Origin of the sequence: Paraburkholderia sp. GAS38 (assembly GCF_050434965.1) — a bacterium.
Classification (GTDB): Bacteria; Pseudomonadota; Gammaproteobacteria; order Burkholderiales; family Burkholderiaceae; genus Paraburkholderia; species Paraburkholderia phenazinium_A.
Genome location: NZ_JBNDJO010000020.1, coordinates 65,946 through 91,948 on the forward strand (window position 1 = coordinate 65,946; position 26,003 = coordinate 91,948).

Here is a 26,003-nt window from a genome sequence, read left to right on the forward strand (position 1 = left end):
AACGATTGCAATGACCGACCACACACGCGAAAGCAGCGCACCGCGCAATCCCTACGCCGGTGCTTATCCCGGCAACCTGTTCATGGTGGTCGCGCCTTCGGGCGCGGGCAAGTCGACGCTCGTCAACGCGCTGCTCGCGCGCGACGAGGCGATCCGCCTGTCGATCTCCTACACGACGCGCCCACCGCGTCCGAAGGAGAAGGACGGCGAGCATTACCACTTCACGACTGTCGACGATTTCCTGAAGCGCCACGCCGAGGGCGAGTTCCTCGAAAGCGCCGAGGTGCATGGCAACTACTATGCGACCTCGCGTCTGTGGATCGAAGAGCAGATGAAAAGCGGCCATGACGTCCTGCTCGAAATCGACTGGCAGGGCGCGCAACAGGTCAAAAAGCAGTTTCGCAATGCAGTCGAAATTTTCATTCTGCCGCCCTCGCTCGAAGCGCTCGCAGAGCGTTTGAAAAAGCGCGGCCAGGACGAACCGAACGTGATCACGCGGCGCCTGCTGGCGGCCGGTAGCGAGATCGCACACTCGGCTGAAGCGGAGTACGTGGTGATCAACGAGAACTTCGACCGCGCACTCGCGGAGCTGCAGTGTCTGGTTGCTTCGACGCGCTTGCGCTTCGCCTCCCAATACGCACGCCACACGGACCTTTTTGTGCAGCTTGGCATCCACCTTCCGCACGCGTGATCGCGGCGAGGTACCGAGCACATAAGGTAGAATAAGCAACATACTGAGAAGGAACCCAACATGGCCCGCATTACCGTCGAAGACTGTCTGAAAATGATCCCGAATCGTTTCGAACTGGCACTTGCCGCAACTTATCGCGCACGCCAGCTCGCACAAGGGCACACACCGAAGATCGAAAGCCGCGACAAGCCCACCGTTGTCGCGCTGCGTGAAATCGCGGCAGGCCAGGTTGGCGTCGAAATGCTGAAGAAGGTACCGGTCTAAGGTACGCTTCATCCGTATTCGATTGCCATGTAATTCAACACACGCGTGCAGACCGGCGCCCAACCCGATACGGAGGCGAATATGAGCACCAATCCCTCGCCCCCCGTCACGGAAGTGGAGCACGAAGCCCACGAGGGCGACTCACCGGCTTCTGCACGCAAGTACATCGACGCGGTCCTCGAACAGTCGTTTCGCCATCTGTTCGGGCCGACCGCCACGCCGGAGCAGCCGCGCCGGCACGACGTCGTTTCGATCGCCAAGCTGACCACCACCTTGTCCGGCTATCTGTCGCCGGAAGAGATCAAGGACGTCAAGGCGGCCTTCCACTTCAGCGACGAGGCCCACCTCGGCCAGTATCGCCAGAGCGGCGAACCCTACATCACGCACCCGGTTGCTGTCGCGGAGACCTGCGCCAGCTGGAAGCTCGACGCCCAGTCGATCATGGCGGCGCTGCTGCATGACGTGATGGAAGACCAGGGCGTGACCAAGGCCGAACTCGCCGAGCGCTTCGGCGCGAAGGTCGCGGAACTGGTCGACGGCCTGTCGAAACTGGACAAGATGGAGTTTCGCAATCGCGAGGAGGCGCAGGCGGAGAATTTCCGCAAGATGCTGCTCGCGATGGCGCGCGACGTGCGGGTGATTCTCGTCAAGCTGGCCGACCGGCTGCACAACATGCGCACCCTCGGTGCGGTGCCGCCGGAAAAGCGCCGCCGCGTGGCACGCGAAACGCTGGATATCTACGCGCCGATCGCTCACCGGCTCGGTCTGAACAATACCTACCGCGAGCTGCAGGACCTGAGCTTCGCGAACTTCAACCCGCATCGCTACGCCACGCTCGAAAAAGCCGTCAAGGCGGCGCGCGGCAACCGGCGGGAAGTGGTCGGCAAGATTCTGGAGTCGGTGCAGCGCGCCATTGCGGACGCGAAGCTCGACGCCGAAGTCACCGGCCGCGAGAAAACCATCTTCAGCATCTACAAGAAGATGCGCGACAAGCAGTTGTCGTTCTCGCAGGTGCTCGACGTGTACGGGTTCCGCGTGGTCGTCGAGAGCGCGCTGGAGTGCTACACCTGCATCGGCGCACTGCATGCGCTCTATAAGCCGGTGCCGGGCAAGTTCAAGGACTACATCGCCATCCCGAAGGTGAACGGCTACCAGTCGCTGCATACCACGCTGGTGGGTCCGTTCGGCGCACCCATCGAGTTTCAGGTGCGCACGCGCAAGATGCACGAGATCGCCGAAGCGGGCGTCGCGGCGCACTGGCTGTACAAGAACGGCGGCGCCGACCTGAACGACGTGCAAAAGCGCGCGCATCAGTGGCTGAAGTCGCTGCTCGATATTCAGAGCGAAGCGGGCGATTCGAGCGAATTCCTCGAGCACGTCAAGATCGATCTGTTCCCGGACGCGGTCTACGTGTTCACGCCGAAGTCGAAGATCATGGCGTTGCCGCGCGGCGCGACCGCGCTCGACTTCGCGTATTCGATCCACAGCGACCTGGGCAACCAGTGCGTCGCGGTGAAGATCAACAATGAATTGCTGCCGCTGCGCACCGAGCTGAAGAGCGGCGATATCGTGGAAGTGATCACGGCACCGTATTCGAAGCCGAATCCGGCCTGGCTCGGTTTTGTGCGAAGCGGCAAAGCGCGTTCGGCCATTCGTCATTATCTGAAGACGATGCGCCTGAACGAGTCGGTGCAGTTGGGCGAACGGCTGGTCGACCAGGCGCTGAAGGGCTACGACCTCGCGCTGTCGGATGTGACGCCGGAAGCGTGGGAAAAGCTCGTGCAGTGGACCGGTAACAAGAGCCGCCAGGAGATTTTCGCGGACATCGGCCTCGGCCGGCGCGTGGCAGCGGTGATGGCCAAGCGCATCGAGGTGCTGATGAGCGGCCGCGACGCCGACGACGACAGCCCGCGCTCCGAATCCGGCCACACCTCGCATGCGCCGCCGGTGGTGATCACCGGCACGGAAGGCATGTCCGTCCAGCTATCGGCCTGCTGCCGGCCGATTCCGGGCGACGACATCATGGGCTATATCGGCATCGGTCTCGGCATGGCCATCCATACCACCGATTGCCGCGTCGCCCAGCGCATCCACAAGCGCGACCCAGGCCGCTGGATCGACGTGGCATGGGCGCCGCAGCCCGGACGTCTGTTCGACGTCGCGGTGAAGGTGCTCGTGAAGAATACCAAGGGTGTCTTCGCCCGCGTGGCGGCGGATATCACTTCCGCCGACGCGAACATCGTCCACATCGCGATGGACGAAGACCTGTCGCAGGAATCCACCGTTTTGCGCTTCGTGATTCAGGTCAGCGACCGGGTGCATCTCGCCAATGTGATGCGCCGCGTCAGGACCAATCCGGACGTGATGCGCATCGCGCGCGAACGGCCAAGCGAGGAAGGGCATCACCGTCATGACGGCGGGATGCGCATCGATCGCGAGCGGGCCGATTACTGACCGGGCACCACCCGCGCGCCACGGCGCAAGTCTGAACACTCACACCGGATTCGAGTCTCACCCTGTTCTTAAGGGGACATGCGATGAACGTAGCTGACCTGGCCGGCGCGGCGCTCGATTATTGGGTGGCTCGCAGCCTGCACGACTTCGTGCGCGAAATTCACTTTACCGACAGCGGAGAGACCGTCTCGATTCGAGGCGAGGATCGTGGACGTCCGTGGGATGGACGCTTCACGCCGTCCACGTCGTGGGAGGCGGCGGCAGTCGTGCTGGAGCGCGCACAGCGGCTGGAGGTGCGCGAGCATGGGAGCCGTCAGCAGGCGTACTGCATCGCGGACTTCGAAGGTGGTCACAGGACGGCAGAGGGGCGCGGCGAGACGCTGCGTATCGCGCTACTGCGCGCATTTGTGGCGAGCCGTTTCGGCGACGCTGTGGATGACGTGCTGCAGCAGTCTCAGGCGCTCGCAGGCCTGAGTGCGGCGCTTATCGGCGAAGAAACCCGGGATCTCTCTGTCGAAGACATACCGGTGCCCGATGGGCAGATCGGCGACATTCAGTCTGCACCCCGGTAACGTGTTCGTCCCTGCGGGGTGTCGTAATCCGTCGAACCAAAGACAAAGGGCCTTCCATCTGGAAGGCCCTTTATAAGGTGGTGCGGCTGGCAGGATTCGAACCCACGACCCCTTGGTTCGTAGCCAAGTACTCTATCCAACTGAGCTACAGCCGCACGCTAAAACGGGTACAACGCCGGTATCACAACAACCCCGGGGTGAAACAGAAGGGCCTCCCCGGAGGGAGGCCCTCGAAATAAGTGGTGCGGCTGGCAGGATTCGAACCCACGACCCCTTGGTTCGTAGCCAAGTACTCTATCCAACTGAGCTACAGCCGCACGCAGAAACGGGATTATAGCAAAGCTTCAAAAAAAGGGAAGCCTCAAACTACGATTTGTCTCATTGTCTCGATCGTGTAACCTTGATAGGCAGGGTTTGCTGCAGTCTATGGAAGATCATGAACAAGGCCTTTGTCAAAGAGTCGAGTGAAGAAAATGACGACGACCTCGACGTCGCGCAACCTGCGATTCCCGCAGGTGCGAAGAACTACATTACGCCTGCCGGTTACCGCCGGCTGCGCGATGAATTGCTGCATCTGATCGACGAGGAGCGCCCGGAGGTCGTGAAGCTGGTGTCGTGGGCGGCCTCGAACGGCGACCGTTCGGAAAACGGCGATTACATCTACGGAAAGCGGCGTCTGCGCGAAATCGACCGGCGCATCCGCTTCCTGACCAAACGCCTCGATCTCGCGGAGATCGTGGACAGCAGCAAGCAGGAAAACGTCGATCAGGTGTTCTTCGGCGCTACCGTCGACTACGAGACACAGGACGGCGAGACGCACACGGTGACGATCGTCGGCGTCGACGAGGTCGACCTGGACCACGGCCGGGTGAGCTGGATCTCGCCCGTTGCACGGGCGCTGGTGAAGGCGAGGATCGGCGACCAGGTGACGCTGCATACGCCGGCGGGGCCTGAACCGATCGATGTGGTCGACGTCCATTATCCGCCGCCGGATGCGGGCGGCTGATCGGTCCCAAGGCGCGGACACGGACAGGGCGCCCACCACGGGATCGCTTGCGCCTATCTGAGAACGAAAAAAAGGCGCCGCAAGCGGCGCCTTTCGATACTGCTACAACCTGATGCTTTAGAAGCGGTGGCGCAGGCCAGCCGTCACAGCGACTTGGTTGTTGTTGCCCGAAGCTGCCAGGCTGTTGATGTCTGCCTTCAGGCCCGAGCCGTCCTGGCTGACGTGTTGGTATTCGCCTTGCAGGTACACGTCCGTACGCTTCGACAGCGCGTACGCGGTTTGCAGGCTGAACTGGTTCCACTTCGGGTTCGTGCCTTCGATGCTCGATTGCGTGTACGTGTACGCACCAGCAACGCTGATAGCCGGCGTGATCTGGTAACGGCCGTTCAGTTCGAAGTTCTGGAAGTGACCGCTCGTTACGTTTGCGAACTGCACACCCGTCGTAGCAATGCCCGAAGCGCTCGAGCTGATGCCAGCGAAGTTGTTGAGGTTCGTTTGCGTGTACACGAAGCCTGCCGTTGCCGGGCCGAACGTGTAGTTCAGGCCAGCACCGAACGTGCGCTGACGACCAGCCAGCAGCGTGTTGTCGCCGCTGACCGCGCCGCTCGAGTTCGTGCTTGCGCCCAGTGCGCCGACGCTGTTGTTCAGTTGCAGGTATGCAGCTGCAACGTTCAGGCCACCGTAGTTGTACGACGCGCCCACGCTGTATGCGCGGTTGTTCGAGAACTCGCCTGCGTCGTTCGAGAAGCCATACAGGCCGCCGAACTTGAAGCCGCTGTAGTTTGCGCTCTGGAACTTGATCGAGTTGTTAACGCGGAACGAGTTGTCCAGGTTGTCGTTGTCGAACGGGTGAGCGAACTGCGTGCCGCCGTATTGCGTGCCGGTCAGTGCCAACGGGCCCAGGTAGTCAACAGCGCTGTCGTACTGGCGACCGAGGGTCACTGCGCCGAATTGGTCGCTTGCCAGACCGACGAACGCTTGACGGCCGAATTCACGGCTGTTTTGGCCGAGGTTGCCGTTAGCGATGTTGAAGCCGTTTTCCAACGTGAAGATTGCCTTCAGACCGCCACCGAGGTCTTCCGAACCACGCAGGCCCCAACGGCTACCGTTGACCGAGCCGCTCGTTTCTTGCCAGTTCGAGTGACCGCCTTGGTTGTTCGTGTAGGTGATGCCGGCATCGATCAGGCCGTACAGCGTGACGCTGCTTTGTGCGTGCGCTGCAGTAGCAAAAACGCCCGTCAGGGCCGCGACCATGAGTGTCTTTTTCATCTTTGTAACTCCGAGAACAGGATGGGTTTCTGGAAACCCAGGCTTCAAGGAAACGTCACGCTTACGCTGCGAGAGGCGATGTGATCTGCGTGAAAACGCGCGGTACATCCAGCGCGCTTGTTTCCGGACAGGCAGAGTGTAGGGATGCGGTCGGCCAGCTGACATTCCGATTTGCGCAATAAAGTATTACTTGACGCGCAATTATTGGCGATGCCTGTTGAGGCCTTGCTGGAAAAGGCTTTGCGGGGATAGAAGGGGGTGAGGGCGGCGGTGTCAACCGTGGCGCGTTGTTCAATTGCTACATGAAACGATGTAAAAAAACAACGCCAAAACGATGAAAAATCGACATTGTTGTCGTATCCGCAATAGATGATTGCCGATTGCGCCTCAAATCATCAGATGCTTCCGCTATATACTTAAGTCTCTGCTTTCCGAAGCAGACTTTTTCGTTGACGAAAAAGATCTCCAAACCTTTGTCGGCGCGACTTCCCAGTCGCGCTTTTTTTTGCCCTTCGTTTGCCCATCATTCCGGCGGGTTCTTTTTAGCGAATCTGGGCGGCCAGTCCGGCTGTCTCGAAATCAGTGTCCGTTACGACGCTCCAATCTTCCATTACATAGTGGCGTGCGTCCATTGGGGAAGACAGCAGGTTTTGCCAGTGATCGCCGTGCCACATGGGATCGAAGTCGAACGCCGAACTGGTTGTGGCCGCCGGCGTTGTCGTGTCCACGGGTGCCTTGTGGATCGCGCGGCCAAGCCATGCGGCGAGGCGACGGTATTCGTTCAGTAGCATGCCAATCTCCCGATACCAACTGCGCATGTCCATCATGAGCGGGGCCTATTACTCGAGCAACCCGGACAAACACTTACGAATGTCATGATTTGTTACACATAGCGGGAAAAATTCCCGGTGATATGCGTAATGAGGATTTAATCGAGTAAAAACGACGTATCGCTTATTCGGTTGTTACTTAACAGGTGGTTGGCTATTGCGCCAGATCAGGTGTTATTCCGTTATGTTTTAACCTGATAAGCGCCGATTAAAAATTCTCTTGACGGCCGATCTTTCTTCCCCGTATAACGGCAATGCTGAATTTTCGATTAGCAAACGTGATAGCGTATCGTTGCCACGTACCTGTATCAGGGCGCATCGTAATCGGCTGAGGGCATTGCCCGTCTTAAATCAAATCTCGAGGGAAACTGGAATATGGAAACCGGTATCGTAAAATGGTTCAACGATGCTAAGGGCTTTGGCTTCATCACATCGGACTCCGGCGGTGACGACCTGTTTGCTCACTTCTCGGAAATTCGCAGCGAAGGTTTCAAGTCGCTCAAGGAAAACCAGCGCGTTTCCTTCGAAGTGAAGACCGGCCCGAAGGGCAAGCAGGCGGCAAACATCCAGCCCCTGTAAGTCGTGCGGACCATGCAGTCGCATGCACTGCATCGTGGAACGAAGAAAGCCCTCGCGTTGCCGGGGGCTTTTTTTATGGGCCAAAGCATTGGTGCCTGTCTTTTCGGGAACATGTTCTGGCGAGCGTCGTCATGACATGTCGGAATCCGGTTAAAAAGGGCGCCGTTTTGTTTATATAACGTGCTTAAGTTATATTGCGCCGTTTCACGCTAGTTACCCAGGGTTTTCGAGTATAAAAAACACCCGGCTCTCCAGCATGCCGGTCATAAAAATATAATCCCGCGTGGGCGACGGCGGCTTCCAATCACAAAGAGCAATGACCGCGGACTGTTCGCGCTTGGCGTTAAAGCGGCCATGCCGCTTGCGTGTCCGGACGCCAACTGGTGCATACTTGCCGCAAGCTACGCATCGAAACCTATCCGTCCCCATGTCTGAACAGTTTTTGCAGAACCCCGCGATCGATATGCCGATCGCATTTGTCGATCTCGAGACCACAGGCGGTTCGACCGGCGAGCATCGCATCACCGAAGTCGGCGTCGTCGAAGTGGGGCCCGAGGGTGTGTCCCGCTGGAGTACGCTGGTCGACCCGCAACAAGCCATTCCGCCGTTTATCCAGCAATTGACTGGCATCACCGATGCCATGGTGCGCGGCGCCCCCACCTTCGATGCCGTCGCGCCCGGCCTTTTCGAGCGTCTGGACGGCAAGCTGTTTATTGCACATAACGCAAGTTTCGATCGCGGCTTTCTGCGCAGTGAGTTTCGTCGCGCGGGCTTCGCGTTCAACCCGGATGTGCTGTGCACGGTGCGTCTGTCGCGCGCGCTGTTTCCGGCGGAAAAGCGCCATGGACTCGACGCGCTGGTGGAGCGTCACGCGCTGGTACCGTCCGACCGCCACCGTGCTCTCGCCGACGCCGATCTGCTGTGGCAGTTCTGGCAGCGTCTGCATGGCCTCGTCCCGCTCGAAGTGCTGCAGGCGCAGATCGAGCGCACGCTTAGGCGTTACCGGCTGGCCGGCGAGATCACGGAAGACCTGCTCGACACGGCGCCCGCCGGCTGCGGCATCTATGCGTTCTTCGGGGAGGAGGATGTGCCGCTCTACGTCGGCCGTAGTGTGCGGGTCCGGCAGCGTCTGCGCTCGCATCTGACCGGCGAGCGCCGTTCGTCGAAAGACCTGCGGCTCGCGCAACAGGTGCGGCGTGTCGAATGGCTCGCAACCGGCGGCGAACTGGGCGCCATGCTGGCGGAAGCGCAATGGATCGCGACGCTGCGCCCGGGGCAAAACCGTTTGCCGCGGGGGGCGAAGAGCGACCCTGTCGATGCCCCCTGGCCGTTCGACGGTCCCATTGTCTTCGAAGAGCGCGACGCGGAATTGCAGGCGCGCGCCTTTCACGTGGTGGACCGTTGGCGTTACGTCGGGCATGCCCCAACGCTTGCCGAGGCGGCGAGCTTGCACGCAACGAGCGTCACCGGGACCGGTACCTTCGAACTCTCCACCTACCGGATTCTGCAAAGCCATCTGGCGCGTGGCTTACGGGTCATGCCGCTGGGCGTTTCCGTCGTCGCGGCCGCGGCGAGCGTCGCCTAAGCGGCATAGCCGATCTAGCCGGTCGCGCCGACTCCGCCCGTTTCGCACACGTGACCGAGCGCATGGGTGAGGGCACCCGAGCGCGCGGAGTCATAGCGCGTCAACGTCTTCCAGTTTGCAATCCCCTGCGCGACGCGCGACGGACAGTCCGCCGCCGCGCGCAGCGTTTGCACGCGCGCGAGCCCGGCGATCATCGATTGGGTGAGCTGATCGAGCTGCGGCCGGGTGCTGGTGGCGAGGTCGGGCGGCGCGCCTTCGGGCGGCCGGGTGCTGCGCCAGGTGGCGAACAGGGCGTTTTGCACTTCCTTGCTGGCGTCGATCTGGTCCTGGAAGAAGGCACGGGCGAACGCCGGATCGACCTGCGCGGCCGCGGCGCGTTTGGCGACGTCGGCGAGCAAGGCGGCTTCACGCGGCGTGTCGGTGATGTCCTGATGGTTGGCCCATTTCCAGCGCGCGACCGGCTCGGCCAGCGCGAGCCGTTGCGAGACGAGCGAGATCAGGTTGGTCAGGGCGGTGTCGTCGCTGTCTGCGTGAGCGGGTGTCGGCGTGAGAGCCAATGCGGCACACCACGCAAGCGCGCCCAGCACGCCACTACGATACAAACGGTTCATGAAGGAAGAGCGACCGAACGGTCGAAGCGGAAAAGCCTGAAGAATAAACGATGCGAAGGGGAAGCGGCGCGGATGCGGTGACGAGACGCACGACGATCACGCGCTATGAGGCGAACCTCAGCGCGTACGATCGGCTAGCGCGACCCGTTGCGACCTGCGTAGCACGCGCGCAGCGGGTCACCGGCGACGCACAGCGTGCGACTCCCCGATGTTGCAGCGCGCCAGCTGACTGTTACTTCTGCTCGCACGACTTGCGTTGTTCGTCGAAGAACGCGCGAACATGCTCAGGCAGTTCGGCGCCCAGGAACTCAACGCCAGCGGGTTCCGGATCCGGACTGAAAACTTTATCCGGGGTCGGAATCTTGGGCGGTTTGGCATCCATGATATTTCTCCTGTACGGACCGATTATCAGCCTCGGTCCCCGTTTTGCACCAGTGCTGCAAACCCATAACGCCGCATTTCATTCGCCATTTGTTGCTTTAACGGCACAGCGTCACTTTGCTTGAATTCGTTTGAATAAAATTTAACGGTTGCCCTGCATTTGCGAACGGTCGCACTGATTCGCTCGGATCGTCGGTGCGGTGTCCGCCGCGCGTGCCACCACGTGTAGCACGCGGTCTTGCGGCAGCGTGTTGTGCATAGTCTCGACCCCGCTCGCTAGTCCAACCTGAAACCTGCAACGGCTCGCTACCGGTGCTTCGTCGTCGTGCGTGCCGGATGTGCGCCAAATGCGTTTCGCCCTGCAAATGCAGCGCTAAAATGGTGCGTTGCAGCGTACCGACATCCTTTGCGCGTGGGCATGCCGTACAGGTCATGGTGCTTCGCGCAGCCTTCACTGCGGCGCGCGTTGCGTCCAGACATGCCGGGTTCCCCAGGTCACGTCGGTCGATTGTCAGGAGCGTTAAGCAATCCATTCGCTGCACTGCACACAGGACACAATGTGGTCCGAAACGTATAGGCTCCGTTCGCTGCCCAATTCAAATGCGTCGAATTGCTCCGCATTTTTTGGTTAACGACGAATTAGCGCATTCCGTTGACGCGTCTGACGTTCTTTTACGTATGTCTATGAAAAGAAGAATGCACGCCGCATTCCGATTGAAAGCGGCGTGCAATTGTCGGAAGGTTGTAAACGGTTTCAGGAATTAGCCTGACGAATTAACGCGGAACAATCTGTCAGCCGATCTACCGCGCGCGTCAGGAAGCAGCAGGTCGCGGAGCGGGCACGCGTACCGGGCGGTCGAATGCCGCGGGCTTGTCGGTCACCTCGACCTGACCGTGGATGCGCGCCTGATGACCGTCGGCGAACATGTAATACGGAAACGGCCGGGCGGGCTCCGACACCGCATCGAGTCGTGCGATCAACGCCGGCTCGAGCGTGAACTCCAGTGACCCGAGCGATTCCTGCAATTGCTCCGGTTTGGTGGCGCCGACGATGATGCTCGACACGCCGCGCTTCTGGTGCAGCCAGTTCAGCGCAACCTGCGCCATTGGCCGGCCCGCTTCGCGTGCAACGGCCTCCAGTTCGGCGACGATGCGGAAGTTGCGCTCGGTCAGTTTGTCGAAGCCGGGCGGGGGACTGCCCGCGAGGCTTGCCAGCCGGCCGTCACCCGATACGCCGCGGCTCGCGCCGTCCTGCGACGGACGATACTTGCCCGACAGCACGCCCATCCCGAGCGGACTCCACGGCACGAGCCCCATGCCGAGACTGGCGGCGAGGTCGGCAAACTCATTCTCGGCATTGCGCTCGATCATCGAGTATTCGAGCTGCATGGCCGCCACCGGCTCGAAGCCGCGCCAGTCGGCGAGCGTCTGGGCGCGTCCGGCGAACCACGCGGGCGTATCCGACAGGCCGACGTAGCGGATCTTGCCCGCCCGCACTGCGTCGTCCATCGCGCGCATGACTTCGTCGACGGGCGTGACGCGATCCCACGTGTGCAGGTAGTACAGGTCGATGTAGTCGGTGCCGAGGCGTTTGAGCGAGCCCTCCAGCGCGCGCAGCAGATTCTTGCGATGGTTGCCGCCGGCATTCGGATTCCCGCTCCCGGCGTTGTAGCCGTATTTGGTCGCGATCACCAGGCGGTCCCGCAGGCCGCGCGCCGCGACGAACTTGCCCAGCCATGTTTCGCTGGTGCCTTCGGTGTAGAGGTCGGCGGTGTCGATGAAGTTGCCGCCCGCATCCACATAGAGATCGAACAGGCGCTGCGCCGACTGCTCCTGCGCGCCCCAGCCCCACTCGGTGCCGAAGGTCATCGTGCCGAGCGAGATAGGGCTGACGCGCAGGCCGGAACGGCCGAGCAGGGTGTAGTGATTCATGGTCATGGCGGGTGTCCTCCAGAACACGTGGGTCGATGGAGCTATCCTGCGCCGATTCTTTGCTTGGAAAAATAGCGGTTGTCTGGAAGGATTATGAAGTCGTGCTTCACAATGGAAACGACGTATGGATCCCGCTCAATTACCGGCATTGATGGCATTTGCCGCCGTAGCGCGGCACGGCAGCTTCACGCGTGCGGCGGGCGAGTCGGGCGTCTCGGCGTCGGCGTTGTCCCAGTCGGTGCGCACGCTGGAAACGCAGCTCAAGGTGCGCCTGTTCAACCGGACCACCCGCCGCGTCGCCCTCACCGAGGCGGGCATGCAGTTTCTGGAGCGCGTGCGGCCCGCGCTCGCGGCCCTCGAGTCCGCGTTCGACGCGCTCGACGAAACCCGCGATCATCCGGCCGGCACCTTGCGCATCAACCTCGCGCGCGTGGCGAGCGAACTGCTGGTCGCGCCGCATCTGGGCGAGTTCGCTCGCCTGTATCCGCATATCAGCCTGGAGATGTCGCTCGACGACGGTCTCGCGGACCTGGTCGGCGAAGGCTTCGATGCCGGGATCCGGCTGGGCGAGCGGCTCGCGCAGGACATGGTGGCGATTCCTCTGGGCGGCGAGATCCGCATTGTGGTGGCCGGCTCGCCGGCTTATTTCGAGCGCTATCCCCAGCCGCAGACGCCCGACGATCTGTCCGCGCACGATTGTTTGCGCTACCGCTTCTCGACCAGCGGCGGGATTTACCGCTGGGAGTTTGCGGCGCAGGGCGATCCGTCGCGGGTGTTCGAGGCGGACACGCACGGCAGCTTCGTGACCAACGATTTGCGCACCATGGTGCGCGCCGCGGAGCAGGGTGTCGGATTGCTGCACGTGATGGAAGACTTTGTGCGGGAGCAGCTTGCCGATGGCCGGCTCGTGCCGGTACTCGACGCGTGGTGCCCGAGATTCGCCGGCTTTTATCTGTACACCGCGAGCCGTGCGCAGATGCCGCTCAAGCTGCGCGTGCTGATCGACTTCCTGCAGGGCAAGCTGAACCGGCCTGCGGCGCCAATCCGATGATCCAATCCGCCTGTCTGCCGAGACGCGCCTAAAAAGACTGCTTAAAATCGGTTTGCGCCGGCAGTCGAAACGCTGCACACCGGTTCGCCCACTGAAGTCCCATTTCCTTTGACGACGGACAGCCGATGCGTATTCCTTCATTCGACAGAAAGATCGCCGTCCCGCTCTTCGTCTTGTCCGTCACGCAGATCATCGGCTGGGGCACCGTCGGCTTGCCGGCGATCGTGGGAAGGCAGATGGCCGTCGATCTCCGGATGGATTTTTCGTCGGTGTTCGCCGGCGGCTCCGTGTTCTATGTCGTGATGGGACTGTGGGCGCCGCTTCTGGCCCGCGCGTTCGCCCGATTGGGCGCACGGCGCCTGATGATGGGCGGCACGGTCCTGGCGGCCCTGGGGTTCCTGGTGCTTGCGTCGTCTCGTGGACCGCTCATGTATTTCGCGGCCTGGGTAACACTGGGAACCGCGGGGAGCGCCACGCTCTCGACGGCCGCCTACATCATGCTCAACGAACTGGCCGGAGCGAAGGCGAAACGCGCGATCGGCGGCCTGATGTTGCTCACCGGGCTATCGAGCAGTTTCTTTTGGCCACTGGCATCGCTGCTGGCGAACGCGTTGAGCTGGCAGGGAACCTGCGCGGTCTATGCCGGCATGATGATGCTCGTATCCCTTCCGCTCTACGTGTTCGGACTTCCGGCGAAGACGCCGGGCGCACCTCAACGCGCGCGCAGTCTCCCCGCCGCAGCGGCCCAGGTGCCGGCGCGCCGCAGCACGTTCTACTTCATCGCGGCAGCAATCGCCTTGAATGCGTTCGTCACGTTTGGGTTTAGCGCGATCTTTATCGAATTGCTCAAGGCAGTCGGACTGCCCGCGGTGCAGGCCGTCGCCTTCGGTTCGGCGCTCGGCGTGATTCAGGTCGGCGCGCGAGCGGTGGATTTCCTCGGCGGCGGCAAATGGGATGGCGTTTCCACCGGCATCTTTGCGGGCATTGCGCTTCCTGTGGCGATGGTGCTGCTGATCGTGGGTCACGGGTCGCATTCGGCGGTCGTGGTGTTCGTCGTGGTCTATGGGTTGGGGAGCGGCGCACTTGCCGTTGCGCGCGCAACCATACCGCTGGTGTTCTATGACCAGGCCGAGTACGCGTTGGCTGCGTCGCGCATCGCGCTGCCCCTGAACGTGATTTCAGCCGCTGCGCCGCCGCTGTTTATCGCGCTGTTGACCCGGTTAGGCAGCGACGCCTTGCTGGAGGTTGCGATCTTGTGTTCCGGTACGGCGCTGCTTCTGCTGTTGCTGCTTACGCGCCGTAGACCCGCGCTGGATGGCGCCGCGCCGGCCGCCTGAGGCCCGATGTATGGTGTGACGCGATGCAGGACGAGGGCGTCACTTGCGGGTCTTTTTCGGAATCAGGAGTTGCGCCAGTTCCTGCAGGAACCGTACGGGGCCCTCTGCGTGCAGTGCGCGACCGCTGCTGAGTGCGCCGTCGATGATGGTTCCCAGCCGTAAGGCAAACGTCTCCGGCTCATCGACGCGCAAGGCTCGCCCCAACTCCGCGAGCCGCCGCCGCAGTTCCTGCTTGTGCGCTACCGCGACCTTGCGGGCCGGGTGGCTGTCGTCCGCATATTCCGCGGCGATGTTGATCTGCGGGCAACCGCGGTAACCCGGCCGTGCGATACGTTCGCCGATCCATTGAAGTTGCGCGTCCAGTTCCTCGCGCGGCGCGCCCTTGTGCTGTGCGGCGACGCCATCCCAGTGCCGCCAGAAGTCTTCGTCCTCGAGGAGCAGGAAGGCTTCGATCAGATCGTCTTTCGTGCCGAAATGACGATACAGGCTGGTCTTGGCGACACCCGCCCGCTCCACGATCAGGTCGACGCCCACTGCACGCGTGCCCTCGCGATAGAAAAGTTCGCTGGCGGTCCGCAGGATGCGCTCGCGCGTATCCGGTGCGGCTGCGCGCGCTGGTTCTCCCTTCTTCATTCCGCTTCAACCTCAAAGATTGGTCATGCCGAAACACTCGCTTCGATCATAGCACTCGCCGGTTGACGGCGCTACAGATCTGTATTATAAAACATACCGGTCTGTAGCGTTAATCAATCAATCCAGGAGCGGAGACAAGCATGAACGATCGAATCACGGTTGCGGTTTACGGGGCCACGGGTCACACGGGCAAGTTTGTTGTGGCGGAGTTGGAGCGGCGTGGCATTGGCGTGGTCCGGATAGGGCGCGATGCGGCGCGCCTGCGGGAAGGTGGCGCTGGCGATTCGGCTCCATGGCGCGTCGCAGTCATCGACGACCCCAGGCAACTCGACGCGGCGATTCATGGTACGGACGCCGTCATCAACTGCGCCGGACCTTTCCTCGATACCGCGTTGCCGATCGTCGATGCCGCGTTGCGCGCGGGGATTCCTTATCTCGACGTGATGGCGGAACAGGCTGCGCTGCAGGAGCTGATCGAGCAACGCGACACGAGCGCGCGCGCGGCCGGGGTGAGGCTCATCCCCGCAGCGGCGTTCTATGGTGGACTCGCCGATTTGCTCGTCACGGCAATCGCAGACGAAGACAAGCCGCTCGACAGGGTCGACATCGCGATCGGCCTCGACAGTTGGCATCCCACGCCCGGCACGCGTTTGACCGGCGCCCGCAATCGCGCGACGCGGCTCATCCAGCAGGCGGGGCGACTCGCGCCTGTTCCGCAGCCTGCGCCGGAAGGCGTGTGGTCGTTCCCGTCGCCGCTCGGCAGCATGGACGTCGTGATGCTGCCTTTTACCGAAGTGCTCACCGTTTCGCGTCATTTGCGCATTGACACGCTCGAGTCCTGGCTTGCGCTCTCGGCTCTGCGCGACATTCGCGATCCCAACACACCGACGCCCCATCCTCAGGACGAGCAGGGTCGCTCGGCTCAGCAATTTATCGTGGACGTTGTGATCGAACAAAGCGGAACGACGCGCCGTGCCACGGCAATTGGTCGCGATATCTATGCGGTCAGCGCACCGATCGTGGTGGAGGCGACTGAGCGTCTGCTGCAGGGCAAGGTTGCAGCGGGCGGCGGCGTCTCGAGTCTTGGCGACCTGTTCGATGCGCGGGACTTTCTTGCCGCGCTCGAGACGGTGACGGTGTCCTACGACGCTTCGTCGAGCCTGCCGTTCAGCAGGAGAGTCGAGCCCGGGCCGGCACGATGAAGGCGCGCGACTTCGGTTGCGTCAATGTTTGCTCGTGGAGCGCCGGGCTTATCGGCGAAAGTCCATTGCCCGGCTGCTTCCGTCAAATGCATTTCCGCCGAAGGTGTTCCCGCTTAAAGAACCGGAGCCGGACGCGTTCGAATCGAACGCACCTGAGTTGAAGCTGGGACCGCTGTTGGTGGCGTCGATTGAATTCGGGTCCGGCAGGCGCCGGTCGGCATGGTGAACGAACGCGCCGTCAGGGGCTGCCGCGACCTTCCTGTCCGGATTGTCGTGAGTCAGCAGCGGCGCGCTACCGTACACGTAGTCTTGATTCAATTGCACCATGACGCCGATTCCTGGATTGCAGCCGAAACCCACGGCGATGCTTTCGTCCGTGAACGCGCCGCCGCTGCCGATGCCTGTTGCGACAGCCCCTCCGACACGCACCGCGTCGCACTGATTCGCCGCAAACACGACGGCGCCGCTCGGGATCGCCACGTCGACAAGCTCCGCCCCGCCGACCAGCACGCTCACGAGCTTGCCCGCAGCCAGGGTTCCGTTTTGCACCAGCCCGGTCTTGATGAAGTCGACCTGGAGCGCGAAGCCTGTCAAATGGCTTGCTTCGTGCGGCAGCGGGACCTTGTAGGGCGCGAGGCGGGGACCGTCGTCGATACCCGCAAAACTCCCACCGCTCACGCTGATTCGCATGCCAACGCCGGCGAGGTTGGTGCGATAGACGCCGGCGAAATCGGTCACGGGAATCGCAGCCATGACGAAGCGCGCCTCGCGCGCGTTCGACGTGCCGCTACAGGCGAACGGAATATTTTGCGGCGCCGCGACGCGTACCGAGCCGAGCGTCGCACCCAGAGGCAAGCTCGGCGACACGGCGATATTCGCGGACGGCAGCGTGAGATCCAGAGGCAGGTTGATACCGTTGGAGACGCAGTCGGCATACGCGGATTGGGCACCGCTGCAGACAAGAGCGGCAAGGACTGACAGGCATCGAAATAATCGAGCGCAAAGCCGGACGTGTACTCGCATTGCTTTCACCTGGCGCCCCCGCCTGAGTTTCATTCTGAGGCGATTGTACGGATCGCGAGCGGCGTCGAGGACGCAGGCTCCTTACCGAATCTAACGACTCTGCAACATACGGCTTCGCCGCCAGATTTCGCCGCTTTTTTGCACACTTGACCCGACTATTTCGACGCCTTGCATGCACCTGGTATGAAGAGTAGGATCGGTTGCGCTCAACGCGTCAGTGACTCGTATTGACGTTTTGCGCAAGTCCGGCGCGCGGCACTGTTGCTGAAGCACTCCCCATTCCAGTGCGGCCCCGGGCTGGTCATCGCGAGGTCATGATCGCCGCCTGATCTGCGCCTGTTGTCGTTTCGGCGCATGGCCACGCTCCGCACCAGGAACACATCGCGCAATGTTTGCGCCGATCTGCGCAGTCCGTTTCGTTCAGGCAATTTCAGCAGGAAACCATCATCCCTCTGGAGAGCGTCAATGAGTGAGCTAGGCAGCAGGATTCCAACCTACGAGCAGTTCCTTGAATACCGCGCCGTCGTCATCCAGGCGATTGCCGCCGCGTGGCACGACCCGGCCTTCCTCGAGTACCTGAAAGACAGCCCCAAGCAGGCACTGTTCGATCGCTTCGGGTACAAGTATCCGTTCAGCCTCGACCTCAAGGTGCGTACCGGCAGCGCCGCGTGGACGCCGGCGAGAACGGGTGGCTGGACGACACAACAGAACGACACGCTCCAGTTGGTCCTGCCTCCGGCACCCGCGCAGCAAGAGCAGCGTGCCGCGGCACTCGCGGCCTACAACACGGAACACATCCACATCCTCGATTGAACTGAATAACTACGGAGTCCGATATGGCGCTCAACAATGCTGTTCCGTCGTTCGAGTCGATGCTCGAGTTTCAGGAAGTCTATCTGCGCGCAATCGCGCTCTCGTGGGAGGACGCTGAATTCAAGGGCGCGCTGCTGAAAAACCCTCTCGAAGCACTGGGCCGCTACTTTCACTACACCTGCCCTTGGCTGATCGACCTCAATGTGGTCGAAGCACCGGAAGGCGCTGGGTGGGACGCAGGAAAACAAAGCTGGTCGCTGCCGAACAATGTCATGAGCTTCGGCGTGCCGGTGCGCCCTTCGGCGGGTAGCGAAGAAGCGATTGCGCTGGCCGCCTACAACGATGCAGGCCCGGCCTATCTGTTCACCTGCTGCTGAGCCGCGGTGACCCGGTTAACCCGCGATCGATTGCCTCGTCGCAGGTAATCCGTGAAGGGCATGGGCGCACTGACATGTGCGCCCATGCTCGCTGAATGCGGTGCCGCGGTTCGGTGCGGCCATGTTCCCGGTATTTCCCTTTCCCGCTTTTCCCCTCCGATCGATCACGTCATGCTCGGCGATTTCTCCCGTGTGCTGCGCTTCAAATCCCATCTGCTTGTACTCGACGCAGGCCCCGAAACGCTGTTCGTGGTGGACGAGTTCAGGCGATCGGTACTCGCGGGCTCGCTCTACGTCCGGATCGCCGCGTGCATGCGCGAGCAGATGACGATCGCGCAAACGCTGGCGACGCTGTCGGAAACGTTCTCCGAATGGCAGGTGCTTGCCGCGCTCGATCACCTGGTGAGCAAGGGCTACGTCAGCATCGATCTTGCCGACGAACGCGACGCGGCGCGTGGCTTTTTCGAGCGTATCGGGATCGATGCGCGGACGGCCTGCGAGCGTATCGATCGCCAGCGTGTCGAGGTACGCGCATTCGGTGTCGATGCGCGCGCCCAGATTCGCGCATTCGAGGCAAGCGGCATGGAGGTGAGCGGCGAGGCGCCGCTGGTCGTCGCCTTGACCGACTCATACGAGCGGGATGAGCTTGCCGAACTCGCGGTACAAGTGCTTGCGCGCGACGGCATGCTGCTCGTCGTGATGCCCTACGGTGTGCAACCGCTGGTCGGCCCGCTGTTGGCCGGACCCAACGACGGACATGATGGCCCGTGCATCGAATGTGTCCGATACTGGATCGGCCTGAATCAACCCGTACAAGCCGTCCTCGCCCGGCATCACGGGGATGCGGCGAGGCGCCTCGCGCCCGCGCATACGTCGGCCGGCGTGAACGCCGTGTGCGCATTCGTCGCCGCGCTGGTCGAGCAGATCACGGTGAGCGAGGCGCGTCGCGACACCGCGCGCGGGCAGATTCTGTCGCTACGGCTCGATACGTCGATGGTGGCCGCGCATCGTGTCGTCAAACGTCCTCAGTGCCATTGCTGCGGCAATCCGCACTGGATGCGGCAGCAGGCCGCGCGCGCGCCGTCGCTGAAGGACAGTACGGCCATTGCGCAGCGCGAGTCGGGCTTCCGGTCGGCCGATCCCCGGCAAGTCTGGCAACGCTATCAGCATTTGATATCGCCGGTTAGCGGCGCAATCGCCTATCTGCATCCGATGCCCAAGCGTCATGTGGGCCTGCGCCATGTCTATGCGGCCGGTTATCTGGTCCGTCCGGCCGGCACGCCGCGCACCAACCGCTTCGACCGGATTTGCTCGGGTAAGGGCCGCACCGACGAACAGGCGCGCGTCAGCGCACTCTGCGAGACGCTGGAGCGTTTCAGCGGCGTGTATCAAGGCGATGAGGCGACGGTCCGCGCAAGCATGAACGAACTGCGAGCCGATCCTGAATATTTCGGATTGCCAATCGCTATCAACGATCTTCAGCAGTTCAGCGAGCGTCAATTCGCGCGGCGCGAGCAGGACAATGCGCTGACCGACGACGTCCGCAAGCAGGTTCCCCTGCCGTTTTCGCCGGATGTCGCAATCGACTGGACGCCGGCATGGTCGCTGACCACAGGGGCACGCCGCTGCGTGCCGTTGAGCTACTGCTATGCCGAAACACCCGAGTCCGCGCAAGGGCTGTTCTTTTGCGTGCACAATCCGAACGGCAGCGCCGCTGGCGCCTGCCTGGAGGAAGCGATTCTGCAAGGCTTGCTGGAATTGATCGAGCGCGACGCGACCGCGATCTGGTGGTACAACCAGGTCGCGCGCCCCGGCATCGACCTGGCGAGCTTTGGCGATACCTACTTCGATTCGCTCGTGCGGGAGTACGCGTCGTTCGGCTGGCGTTTATGGGCCCTCGACATCACGCACGATCTCGGCATTCCCGTCGTGGTCGCTCTCGCCGAAGAGCCGGAGACGGGGCGCTTCTCGATCGGGTTCGGCTGCCATCTCGACAGCCGCATCGCCGTGCAGCGCGCGCTCACCGAGGTCAATCAACTGCTCGACCTCGCGGCGGATGCGCCGAGCCCGTGGGACGCAGCGAAACTTACCTCGAAGCAGTTTCTCTATCCGGCCGAGACGTTGGCTGTGGCCGACGCATCGAATTGGCCGCGCCTCGAATTCCAGAGCCTGAAAGAGGCCATCGAGCATTGCAAGGCGCGGCTCGCCGCTGCCGGCATGGAACTGCTGGTGGTCGACAAGACCCGCCCCGACATCGGCCTGCCGGTGGTACAGGCCATTGTGCCGGGGCTTTGTCATTTCTGGCCGCGCTTTGGCGCGCCTCGTCTTTATTCGGTGCCGGTCAAGCAGGGGTGGCTCACGCATCCTCGGGATGAAGAAGCGTTGAATGGCGCGCTGCTTTTTCTTTGACAGCCAGAAAGCAAAAAGCCCAGTCGCGATGACTGGGCTAAGTGCTTGAATCTGTTGGTGCCGGAAAGAGGAATCGAACCCCCGACCTTCGCATTACGAATGCGCTGCTCTACCGTCTGAGCTATTCCGGCATCAGGAGAACCGAGATTATAGGGACTTCATTGGCGCTTTGGCAAGCCCCTGACTCAATTTTTTGTTTCGCGATGGTAGCGGGTCACGCGATCCACCTCGTTCTTCGAGCCGAGGAACACCGCCACGCGCTCGTGCAGGCTCTTCGGGACGATATCCAGAATGCGTTTCTCGCCATTGGTCGCGGCGCCGCCCGCCTGTTCGACGATGAACGCCATGGGATTGGCCTCGTACATCAGGCGCAGCTTGCCCGGCTTGTCCGGCGTGCGCTTGTCGGCCGGGTACATGAAGATGCCGCCGCGGTTCAGGATACGGTGCACGTCGGCAACCATCGAGGCGATCCAGCGCATATTGAAGTCGGCCTGACGCGGGCCGTCCTGGCCGGCCTTCAGCTCGCCGACATACTGCTCGACGGGCGGGTACCAGTGGCGCTCGTTCGACGCGTTGATGGCAAATTCGCGCGTTTCGACCGGAATGCTCATGTCGCTCTGCGTGAGCACCCACGAACCCAGTTCACGGTCCAGCGTAAAGCAGTTCACGCCGTTGCCGGTGGTGAGCACCAGCACGGTTTGCGGACCGTAGACGGCGTAGCCGGCGGCAACCTGCTGGGTGCCCGGTTGCAGGAACGACTGTTCGGTCGGCTGCTGACCGTCCGGGCACCGCAGCACGGAGAAGATGGTGCCGATCGACACGTTCACGTCGATATTCGACGAGCCGTCCAGCGGATCGAACACCAGCAGATATTCACCCTTCGGATAGTTGGCCGGAATCGGCGAGAACTTCTCCATTTCTTCGGACGCCATGCCGGCGAGGTTGCCGCCCCATTCGTTCGCTTCGAGCAGGATGTCGTTGGACAGGATGTCGAGCTTCTTCTGCACCTCGCCCTGAACGTTCTCGCTGCCCGCGGTGCCGAGCGCATCGCCCAGTGCGCCCTTGCTGACGTGGTAGCTGATCGCCTTGCACGCCCGCGCAACGACTTCGATCAGGAGCCGCAGATCCGCCGGCAGGTTATTGGTCTCACGCTGCTGCTCGATCAGGTACTTCGTAAGAGTGGTACGACGTTGCAAAGCCATTGCAGTACTCCGATAAGGCGAAGGAATAGTGCGATTTTAACCGCTCGCTGTGACTTTCCCGCGCTTTTGAGACGGAATGTGCACGCTACCTCGGCTCATTCCAGCGCATTCCGGCGCAGTCTCAGGGCTTGCGCCGAGGTTTGACCGCAGCCACGCTGCTGGCGACCTTTCTAGCCAGAGCGGTAGCGCTTGCGCGAGCGCGCGGCGTTCCGGGCAGCTTCGGGCGCCGCGCTCTGGCGAGCGGTTCGATCTCGTTGGCGATCTGCTCGCCGGCTGCTGCGGTGGCGATACGCAGGTCGTAGTCGATCTGCAGGTTGAGCCAGAACTGCGCGCTCGCACCGAAATAGCGGCTGAGGCGCAGTGCCGTGTCTGCCGAGATGGCGCGCTTGCCGAGCATGATGTCGTTGATGCGCGGCGTAGGCACATGCAGGGCCTTTGCCAGTGCGTTGACCGACATGCCGAGCGGGTCGAGGAATTCGCCGCGCAGGATCTCTCCCGGATGGACCGGCGCAATCCGCTCGCCGGTGTCGATGTCCGAAAAGTCGATGCTGTCCAGCTCGGAGCGTTTGATGACCATAGTGGTCTCCCAATCAATCAGTGATAATCGACGATCTCGACATTCAGCGCCTCGCCGCCCACGAAGTGGAAGCAGATACGCCACTGCGCATTAATGCGGATGCTCCATTGCCCACTGCGTTGCCCTTGCAGCGCCTCCAGCCGATTGCCGGGTGGCGTGTACAGGTCTTCGACCGATGACGCGGTATCGATCATGACCAGCTTGCGAAACGCCATGTGCTGGATCTGCGTGGGCAGCGACCGGACGAAGCTGCCGCTAAACAAGAGTGCCGTAGCCTTGTTGCCAAATGTTGTGATCATGGGAATGATATAACGCGATGCGTTAAGCGTAAACCGTTAATTGAATGTGTTTACTTTCACCCCTGCGAGCCAACAAGAACAGTCGTCCGGATGGCTAATTAATTCCTACGACTCATTCTTACGGGCGAAAAAAAGCCGGCAACACGTGCCGGCTTTTTCCTACGCGACTGCGCCTGCGAGATCAGGCCAGGGCCTTCTCCACGACCTCCCGTACATCGCGCGACTTCGCTTGCGCGGCGACCTTTTCCAGCGCCGCACGCATGCCGTCGCGCAACCTGGGGGTAAAGCGCCGCCACAGTTCAAGCGAGCGCGCCAGACGCGCGGCGACCTGCGGATTCAGCGCGTCGAGCGCGATGACCTGCTCGGCCCAGAACGCATAGCCCGAACCGTCTTCGGCGTGGAACTGCGCCGGGTTGGCTATGCAGAAGCTGAAAATCAGCGAGCGGGCGCGGTTCGGGTTCTTCAGATTAAAGGCCGGATGGGTCATCAGCTTGCGCACGGTGTCGATCACCGGCCGCTGTGCGCTGCCGCGCTGGGTGGCCTGCAGGGCGAACCACTTGTCGATGACGAGCGGCTCCTGCTCGAAGCGGCGATAGAAGTCGGCCAATGCGTCTTGCGCCTGCGTGCCGCCGCCTGCTGCCGCCGCATTGAGCAGGGCGGACAGCGCTGCCGAGCGATCGGTCATGTTATTGGCCGCGGCGTACTGCGCCGAAGCGAGCCGCACGGCCTCGGCGGGATCGTCCAGTTCGGCGAGGTAGGAGAGCGCGAGGTTCTTCAGCGCGCGATGACCGCTGGCCTTCGACGTCGCCTCATACACACCCGGTGCATGGTGTTGCTCGTACACCGCGAGCCATTCGCTCCTGAGGGCGGTGGCGAGGCGCTGGCGCACGAACTGGCGGGCGGTATGAACGGCGGCGGGGTTCGACTCGGCCATCTGCTCGGCCAGGTACGCTTCGGACGGCAGGATCAGCGCCAGCTCACGGAACGCCGGCGAGAGCGACTCGTCGCTCAGCACGCGCGCAAACGCGGCGACGACCGAATCGTCCAGTTGCAGCGGCACGCCGGTCGCGGCCCGCCCGGTCAGCGCGAGCAGCTCACGTGTTGCGAGCCGTTGACCGGCTTCCCAGCGGTTGAACGGATCGCTGTCGTGAGCGAGCAGGAAGGCCAGTTCCTCGGCGGTGTAGTCGTATTCGACGATCACCGGCGCCGAGAAATTGCGCAGCAGCGAAGGCAGCGGCTTCTCGGCGACATCCACGAATGTGAACGTCTGCGTGGTCTCCGTCAGTTCGAGCACGCGCGTGGTGGCCGGTGTGGCGCTCGCTTCGCCCTCCAGCCGCAGCGGCAGATCGGCGCCGTCCTTGCCGATCAGACCGATGGCGAACGGGATCAGCAGCGCGCCCTTTTGCGTTTCGCGAGCAGCCGGTGCGGCGTCGCCGTAACCCTGCGTGAGCGTCACGCGGTAGCTGCGCTGGGCGGCGTCGTACGCGGTCTTGACGGCCACGCGCGGCGTGCCCGCCTGGCTGTACCAGCGCTCGTATTGCGTGAGGTCGCGGCCGTTGGCGTCCGCCATCGCATGACGGAAGTCGTCGCAGGTCACCGCCTGACCGTCGTGCCGCTTGAAGTACAGGTCCATGCCCTTGCGGAAGCCGTCGCGGCCAAACAGCGTCTGATACATCCGCACGACTTCCGCGCCTTTCTCGTAGACGGTCATCGTGTAGAAGTTGTTGATCTCGACGTAGCTTTCCGGGCGCACCGGATGCGCCATCGGACCGGCGTCCTCGGCGAACTGCATCTGGCGCAGCACCCGCACGTCCTCGATCCGCTTGGTGGCGCGCGCGGCTTCGTCGCTGGCGCCGCTCTGGCCGCCTGCCATGTCGGCGGAGAACTCCTGGTCGCGGAACACCGTCAGGCCTTCCTTCAGGCTCAACTGGAACCAGTCGCGGCAGGTCACGCGGTTGCCGGTCCAGTTGTGGAAATACTCGTGGCCGACCACGGCTTCGATGTTGGCGAAGTCGGTATCGCTCGCGGTTTCGGGGTTCGCCAGCACGTACTTCGTGTTGAAGATGTTGAGCCCCTTGTTCTCCATTGCGCCCATGTTGAAGTCGCTCACGGCGACGATCATGAAGCGGTCCAGATCCAGTTCGAGCCCGAAGCGCTCCTCGTCCCAGCGGATCGAATGGATCAGCGAGTCCATGGCGTGACGCGTCTTGTCGAGGTCGTGCGGTTCGACCCACACCTGCAGCAGTTTTTCCTTGCCCGAGCCGCTCTTCACGCGCTCTTCGACGCACACCAGCTTGCCCGCGACCAGCGCGAACAGATAGCAGGGCTTGCGAAACGGATCTTCCCAGCGGGCGAAGTGCCGGCCGTCCGGCAGGTCGCCTTCTTCGAGCAGGTTGCCGTTCGACAGCAGCACCGGGTACGCGGCCTTGTCGGCGCGCAGCGTGACCGTATACGTCGCCATCACGTCCGGCCGGTCGAGGAAGTAGGTGATGCCGTGAAAGCCCTCCGCTTCACATTGGGTGAAGAAGTTGCCGCTGGACACGTACAAGCCGGAGAGCGTAGTGTTTTCAATGGGTTTGCAGAGGCTGACGAGCGTCAGCTCGAAGGCTTCCGGTACGTTTTCGACCGTCAGGCCGTGTTCGTTCGGGCGCACGGCGGCGTACGGCGCGCCGTCGATGGCTGCGCTAACGAATTCGAGGCGCTCGCCCAGCAGTTCGAGATGTGCGGCGTGGGTGGCGTCGGGGTTGCGGCGCACGCGCATCGTATTCTTGACGACTGTGCGTTCGGCAACGAGATCGAATTCGAGTGCAACGGTATCGATCAGAAAGGCGGGCGGCGCATAGTCTGCGCGGCGGATGACAGGGGGCGTAGCGGTATCAGCCATGGCACTTTGTAAGAATAGGGTC

24 protein-coding genes and 3 tRNA genes are annotated in these 26,003 nt (G+C 62.3%); 13 read left to right on the forward strand and 14 right to left on the reverse strand.

All coding sequences use genetic code 11. From position 1 onward, the window contains the following. The first annotated feature begins 10 nt into the window (after positions 1-10). The 4 genes from gmk to P3T42_RS33880 all read left to right on the forward strand — a co-directional run bounded on the left by gmk (position 11) and on the right by P3T42_RS33880 (position 3,981). Positions 11-691 carry a guanylate kinase gene (gene gmk / locus P3T42_RS33865; RefSeq protein ID WP_074300448.1) on the forward strand — a complete coding sequence of 227 codons (681 nt, stop codon included), beginning with the start codon at positions 11-13 and terminating at the stop codon, positions 689-691. Positions 692-751: 60 nt separating this feature from the next. Then, entirely contained in the window at positions 752-955 is a 204-nt protein-coding gene (rpoZ, locus tag P3T42_RS33870) for a DNA-directed RNA polymerase subunit omega (protein WP_031359151.1), read from the forward strand. Between the two features lie 81 nt (positions 956-1,036). After that, positions 1,037-3,409 carry a RelA/SpoT family protein gene (locus tag P3T42_RS33875; protein WP_074300447.1) on the forward strand — a complete coding sequence of 791 codons (2,373 nt, stop codon included), beginning with the start codon at positions 1,037-1,039 and terminating at the stop codon, positions 3,407-3,409. An 83-nt stretch (positions 3,410-3,492) separates the two neighbouring features. After that, on the forward strand, positions 3,493-3,981 hold the full coding sequence (locus P3T42_RS33880; RefSeq protein ID WP_074300446.1) for a phage protein NinX family protein: 489 nt from the start codon (positions 3,493-3,495) through the stop codon (positions 3,979-3,981). Positions 3,982-4,059: 78 nt separating this feature from the next. On the opposite strand, the gene P3T42_RS33885 is transcribed toward P3T42_RS33880, so the two are convergent. Together P3T42_RS33885 and P3T42_RS33890 are read right to left on the reverse strand one after the other, a co-directional pair. After that, positions 4,060-4,136 (reverse strand) — tRNA-Arg (locus tag P3T42_RS33885). Between the two features lie 85 nt (positions 4,137-4,221). Next, positions 4,222-4,298: transfer RNA gene (locus P3T42_RS33890), tRNA-Arg, on the reverse strand. Between the two features lie 119 nt (positions 4,299-4,417). Between P3T42_RS33890 and greB the strand changes: the two genes are divergently transcribed. After that, the gene (greB, locus tag P3T42_RS33895; protein WP_429308448.1) at positions 4,418-4,987 is read left to right on the forward strand and encodes a transcription elongation factor GreB; all 570 of its coding nucleotides are present in this window, start codon (positions 4,418-4,420) and stop codon (positions 4,985-4,987) included. A 117-nt stretch (positions 4,988-5,104) separates the two neighbouring features. On the opposite strand, the gene P3T42_RS33900 is transcribed toward greB, so the two are convergent. Beyond that, positions 5,105-6,256, reverse strand: coding sequence for a porin (locus P3T42_RS33900; protein WP_429308449.1), 1,152 nt, complete (start codon positions 6,254-6,256; stop codon positions 5,105-5,107). Between the two features lie 542 nt (positions 6,257-6,798). After that, positions 6,799-7,047, reverse strand: coding sequence for a hypothetical protein (locus P3T42_RS33905; RefSeq protein WP_074301728.1), 249 nt, complete (start codon positions 7,045-7,047; stop codon positions 6,799-6,801). A gap of 414 nt (positions 7,048-7,461) precedes the next feature. Here P3T42_RS33905 and P3T42_RS33910 point away from each other — a divergent pair, with 414 nt between their 5' ends. Continuing rightward, the gene (locus P3T42_RS33910) at positions 7,462-7,665 is read left to right on the forward strand and encodes a cold-shock protein (protein ID WP_074300443.1); all 204 of its coding nucleotides are present in this window, start codon (positions 7,462-7,464) and stop codon (positions 7,663-7,665) included. A 427-nt stretch (positions 7,666-8,092) separates the two neighbouring features. Further along, the gene (locus P3T42_RS33915; RefSeq protein ID WP_074300442.1) at positions 8,093-9,250 is read left to right on the forward strand and encodes an exonuclease domain-containing protein; all 1,158 of its coding nucleotides are present in this window, start codon (positions 8,093-8,095) and stop codon (positions 9,248-9,250) included. A 14-nt stretch (positions 9,251-9,264) separates the two neighbouring features. Here the strand turns inward: P3T42_RS33915 and P3T42_RS33920 are convergent, their stop codons facing one another. The 3 genes from P3T42_RS33920 to P3T42_RS33930 form a co-directional block, all read right to left on the reverse strand. Beyond that, the gene (locus tag P3T42_RS33920; protein ID WP_074300441.1) at positions 9,265-9,861 is read right to left on the reverse strand and encodes a chorismate mutase; all 597 of its coding nucleotides are present in this window, start codon (positions 9,859-9,861) and stop codon (positions 9,265-9,267) included. Between the two features lie 232 nt (positions 9,862-10,093). Further along, a complete protein-coding gene (locus P3T42_RS33925) occupies positions 10,094-10,243 on the reverse strand; it encodes a hypothetical protein (RefSeq protein ID WP_171991723.1) in 150 nt (49 codons plus the stop codon). Positions 10,244-11,055: 812 nt separating this feature from the next. Next, a complete protein-coding gene (locus P3T42_RS33930) occupies positions 11,056-12,180 on the reverse strand; it encodes an aldo/keto reductase (protein ID WP_429308450.1) in 1,125 nt (374 codons plus the stop codon). A gap of 118 nt (positions 12,181-12,298) precedes the next feature. Here P3T42_RS33930 and P3T42_RS33935 point away from each other — a divergent pair, with 118 nt between their 5' ends. Then, a complete protein-coding gene (locus P3T42_RS33935) occupies positions 12,299-13,225 on the forward strand; it encodes a LysR family transcriptional regulator (protein ID WP_074300439.1) in 927 nt (308 codons plus the stop codon). Positions 13,226-13,350: 125 nt separating this feature from the next. Further along, positions 13,351-14,562 carry an MFS transporter gene (locus P3T42_RS33940; protein WP_429308451.1) on the forward strand — a complete coding sequence of 404 codons (1,212 nt, stop codon included), beginning with the start codon at positions 13,351-13,353 and terminating at the stop codon, positions 14,560-14,562. 39 nt (positions 14,563-14,601) lie between these two features. Here P3T42_RS33940 and P3T42_RS33945 read toward each other — a convergent pair whose 3' ends face one another. Next, positions 14,602-15,195 (reverse strand): TetR/AcrR family transcriptional regulator, encoded by a 594-nt coding sequence (locus tag P3T42_RS33945; RefSeq protein WP_429308452.1) that lies wholly within the window; start codon positions 15,193-15,195, stop codon positions 14,602-14,604. Between the two features lie 140 nt (positions 15,196-15,335). On the opposite strand from P3T42_RS33945, the gene P3T42_RS33950 reads away from it, so the two are divergent. Next, entirely contained in the window at positions 15,336-16,397 is a 1,062-nt protein-coding gene (locus P3T42_RS33950; RefSeq protein ID WP_429308453.1) for a saccharopine dehydrogenase family protein, read from the forward strand. 48 nt (positions 16,398-16,445) lie between these two features. Here the strand turns inward: P3T42_RS33950 and P3T42_RS33955 are convergent, their stop codons facing one another. Then, on the reverse strand, positions 16,446-17,264 hold the full coding sequence (locus P3T42_RS33955; RefSeq protein WP_429308454.1) for a hypothetical protein: 819 nt from the start codon (positions 17,262-17,264) through the stop codon (positions 16,446-16,448). Positions 17,265-17,885: 621 nt separating this feature from the next. Here P3T42_RS33955 and P3T42_RS33960 point away from each other — a divergent pair. The 3 genes from P3T42_RS33960 to P3T42_RS33970 all read left to right on the forward strand — a co-directional run bounded on the left by P3T42_RS33960 (position 17,886) and on the right by P3T42_RS33970 (position 21,019). Continuing rightward, a complete protein-coding gene (locus P3T42_RS33960) occupies positions 17,886-18,233 on the forward strand; it encodes a BMA_0021/BMA_0022 family TOMM bacteriocin (protein ID WP_429308455.1) in 348 nt (115 codons plus the stop codon). 23 nt (positions 18,234-18,256) lie between these two features. Then, positions 18,257-18,610, forward strand: a complete 354-nt coding sequence (locus P3T42_RS33965) for a BMA_0021/BMA_0022 family TOMM bacteriocin (RefSeq protein ID WP_429308456.1) — start codon at positions 18,257-18,259, stop codon at positions 18,608-18,610. 171 nt (positions 18,611-18,781) lie between these two features. Then, complete coding sequence (locus P3T42_RS33970) at positions 18,782-21,019, forward strand: TOMM precursor leader peptide-binding protein (RefSeq protein WP_429308457.1); 2,238 nt, start codon at positions 18,782-18,784, stop codon at positions 21,017-21,019. 55 nt (positions 21,020-21,074) lie between these two features. Here P3T42_RS33970 and P3T42_RS33975 read toward each other — a convergent pair. The 5 genes from P3T42_RS33975 to pepN all read right to left on the reverse strand — a co-directional run bounded on the left by P3T42_RS33975 (position 21,075) and on the right by pepN (position 25,981). Beyond that, positions 21,075-21,150, reverse strand: a tRNA-Thr gene (locus tag P3T42_RS33975). 54 nt (positions 21,151-21,204) lie between these two features. After that, entirely contained in the window at positions 21,205-22,221 is a 1,017-nt protein-coding gene (locus tag P3T42_RS33980; protein WP_074300431.1) for a class 1 fructose-bisphosphatase, read from the reverse strand. A gap of 121 nt (positions 22,222-22,342) precedes the next feature. Then, positions 22,343-22,798, reverse strand: coding sequence for a HigA family addiction module antitoxin (locus P3T42_RS33985; RefSeq protein ID WP_074300430.1), 456 nt, complete (start codon positions 22,796-22,798; stop codon positions 22,343-22,345). A 17-nt stretch (positions 22,799-22,815) separates the two neighbouring features. Further along, the gene (locus tag P3T42_RS33990; protein ID WP_074300429.1) at positions 22,816-23,097 is read right to left on the reverse strand and encodes a type II toxin-antitoxin system RelE/ParE family toxin; all 282 of its coding nucleotides are present in this window, start codon (positions 23,095-23,097) and stop codon (positions 22,816-22,818) included. Positions 23,098-23,278: 181 nt separating this feature from the next. After that, positions 23,279-25,981, reverse strand: coding sequence for an aminopeptidase N (gene pepN / locus P3T42_RS33995; RefSeq protein ID WP_429308458.1), 2,703 nt, complete (start codon positions 25,979-25,981; stop codon positions 23,279-23,281). Positions 25,982-26,003: the final 22 nt, after the last annotated feature.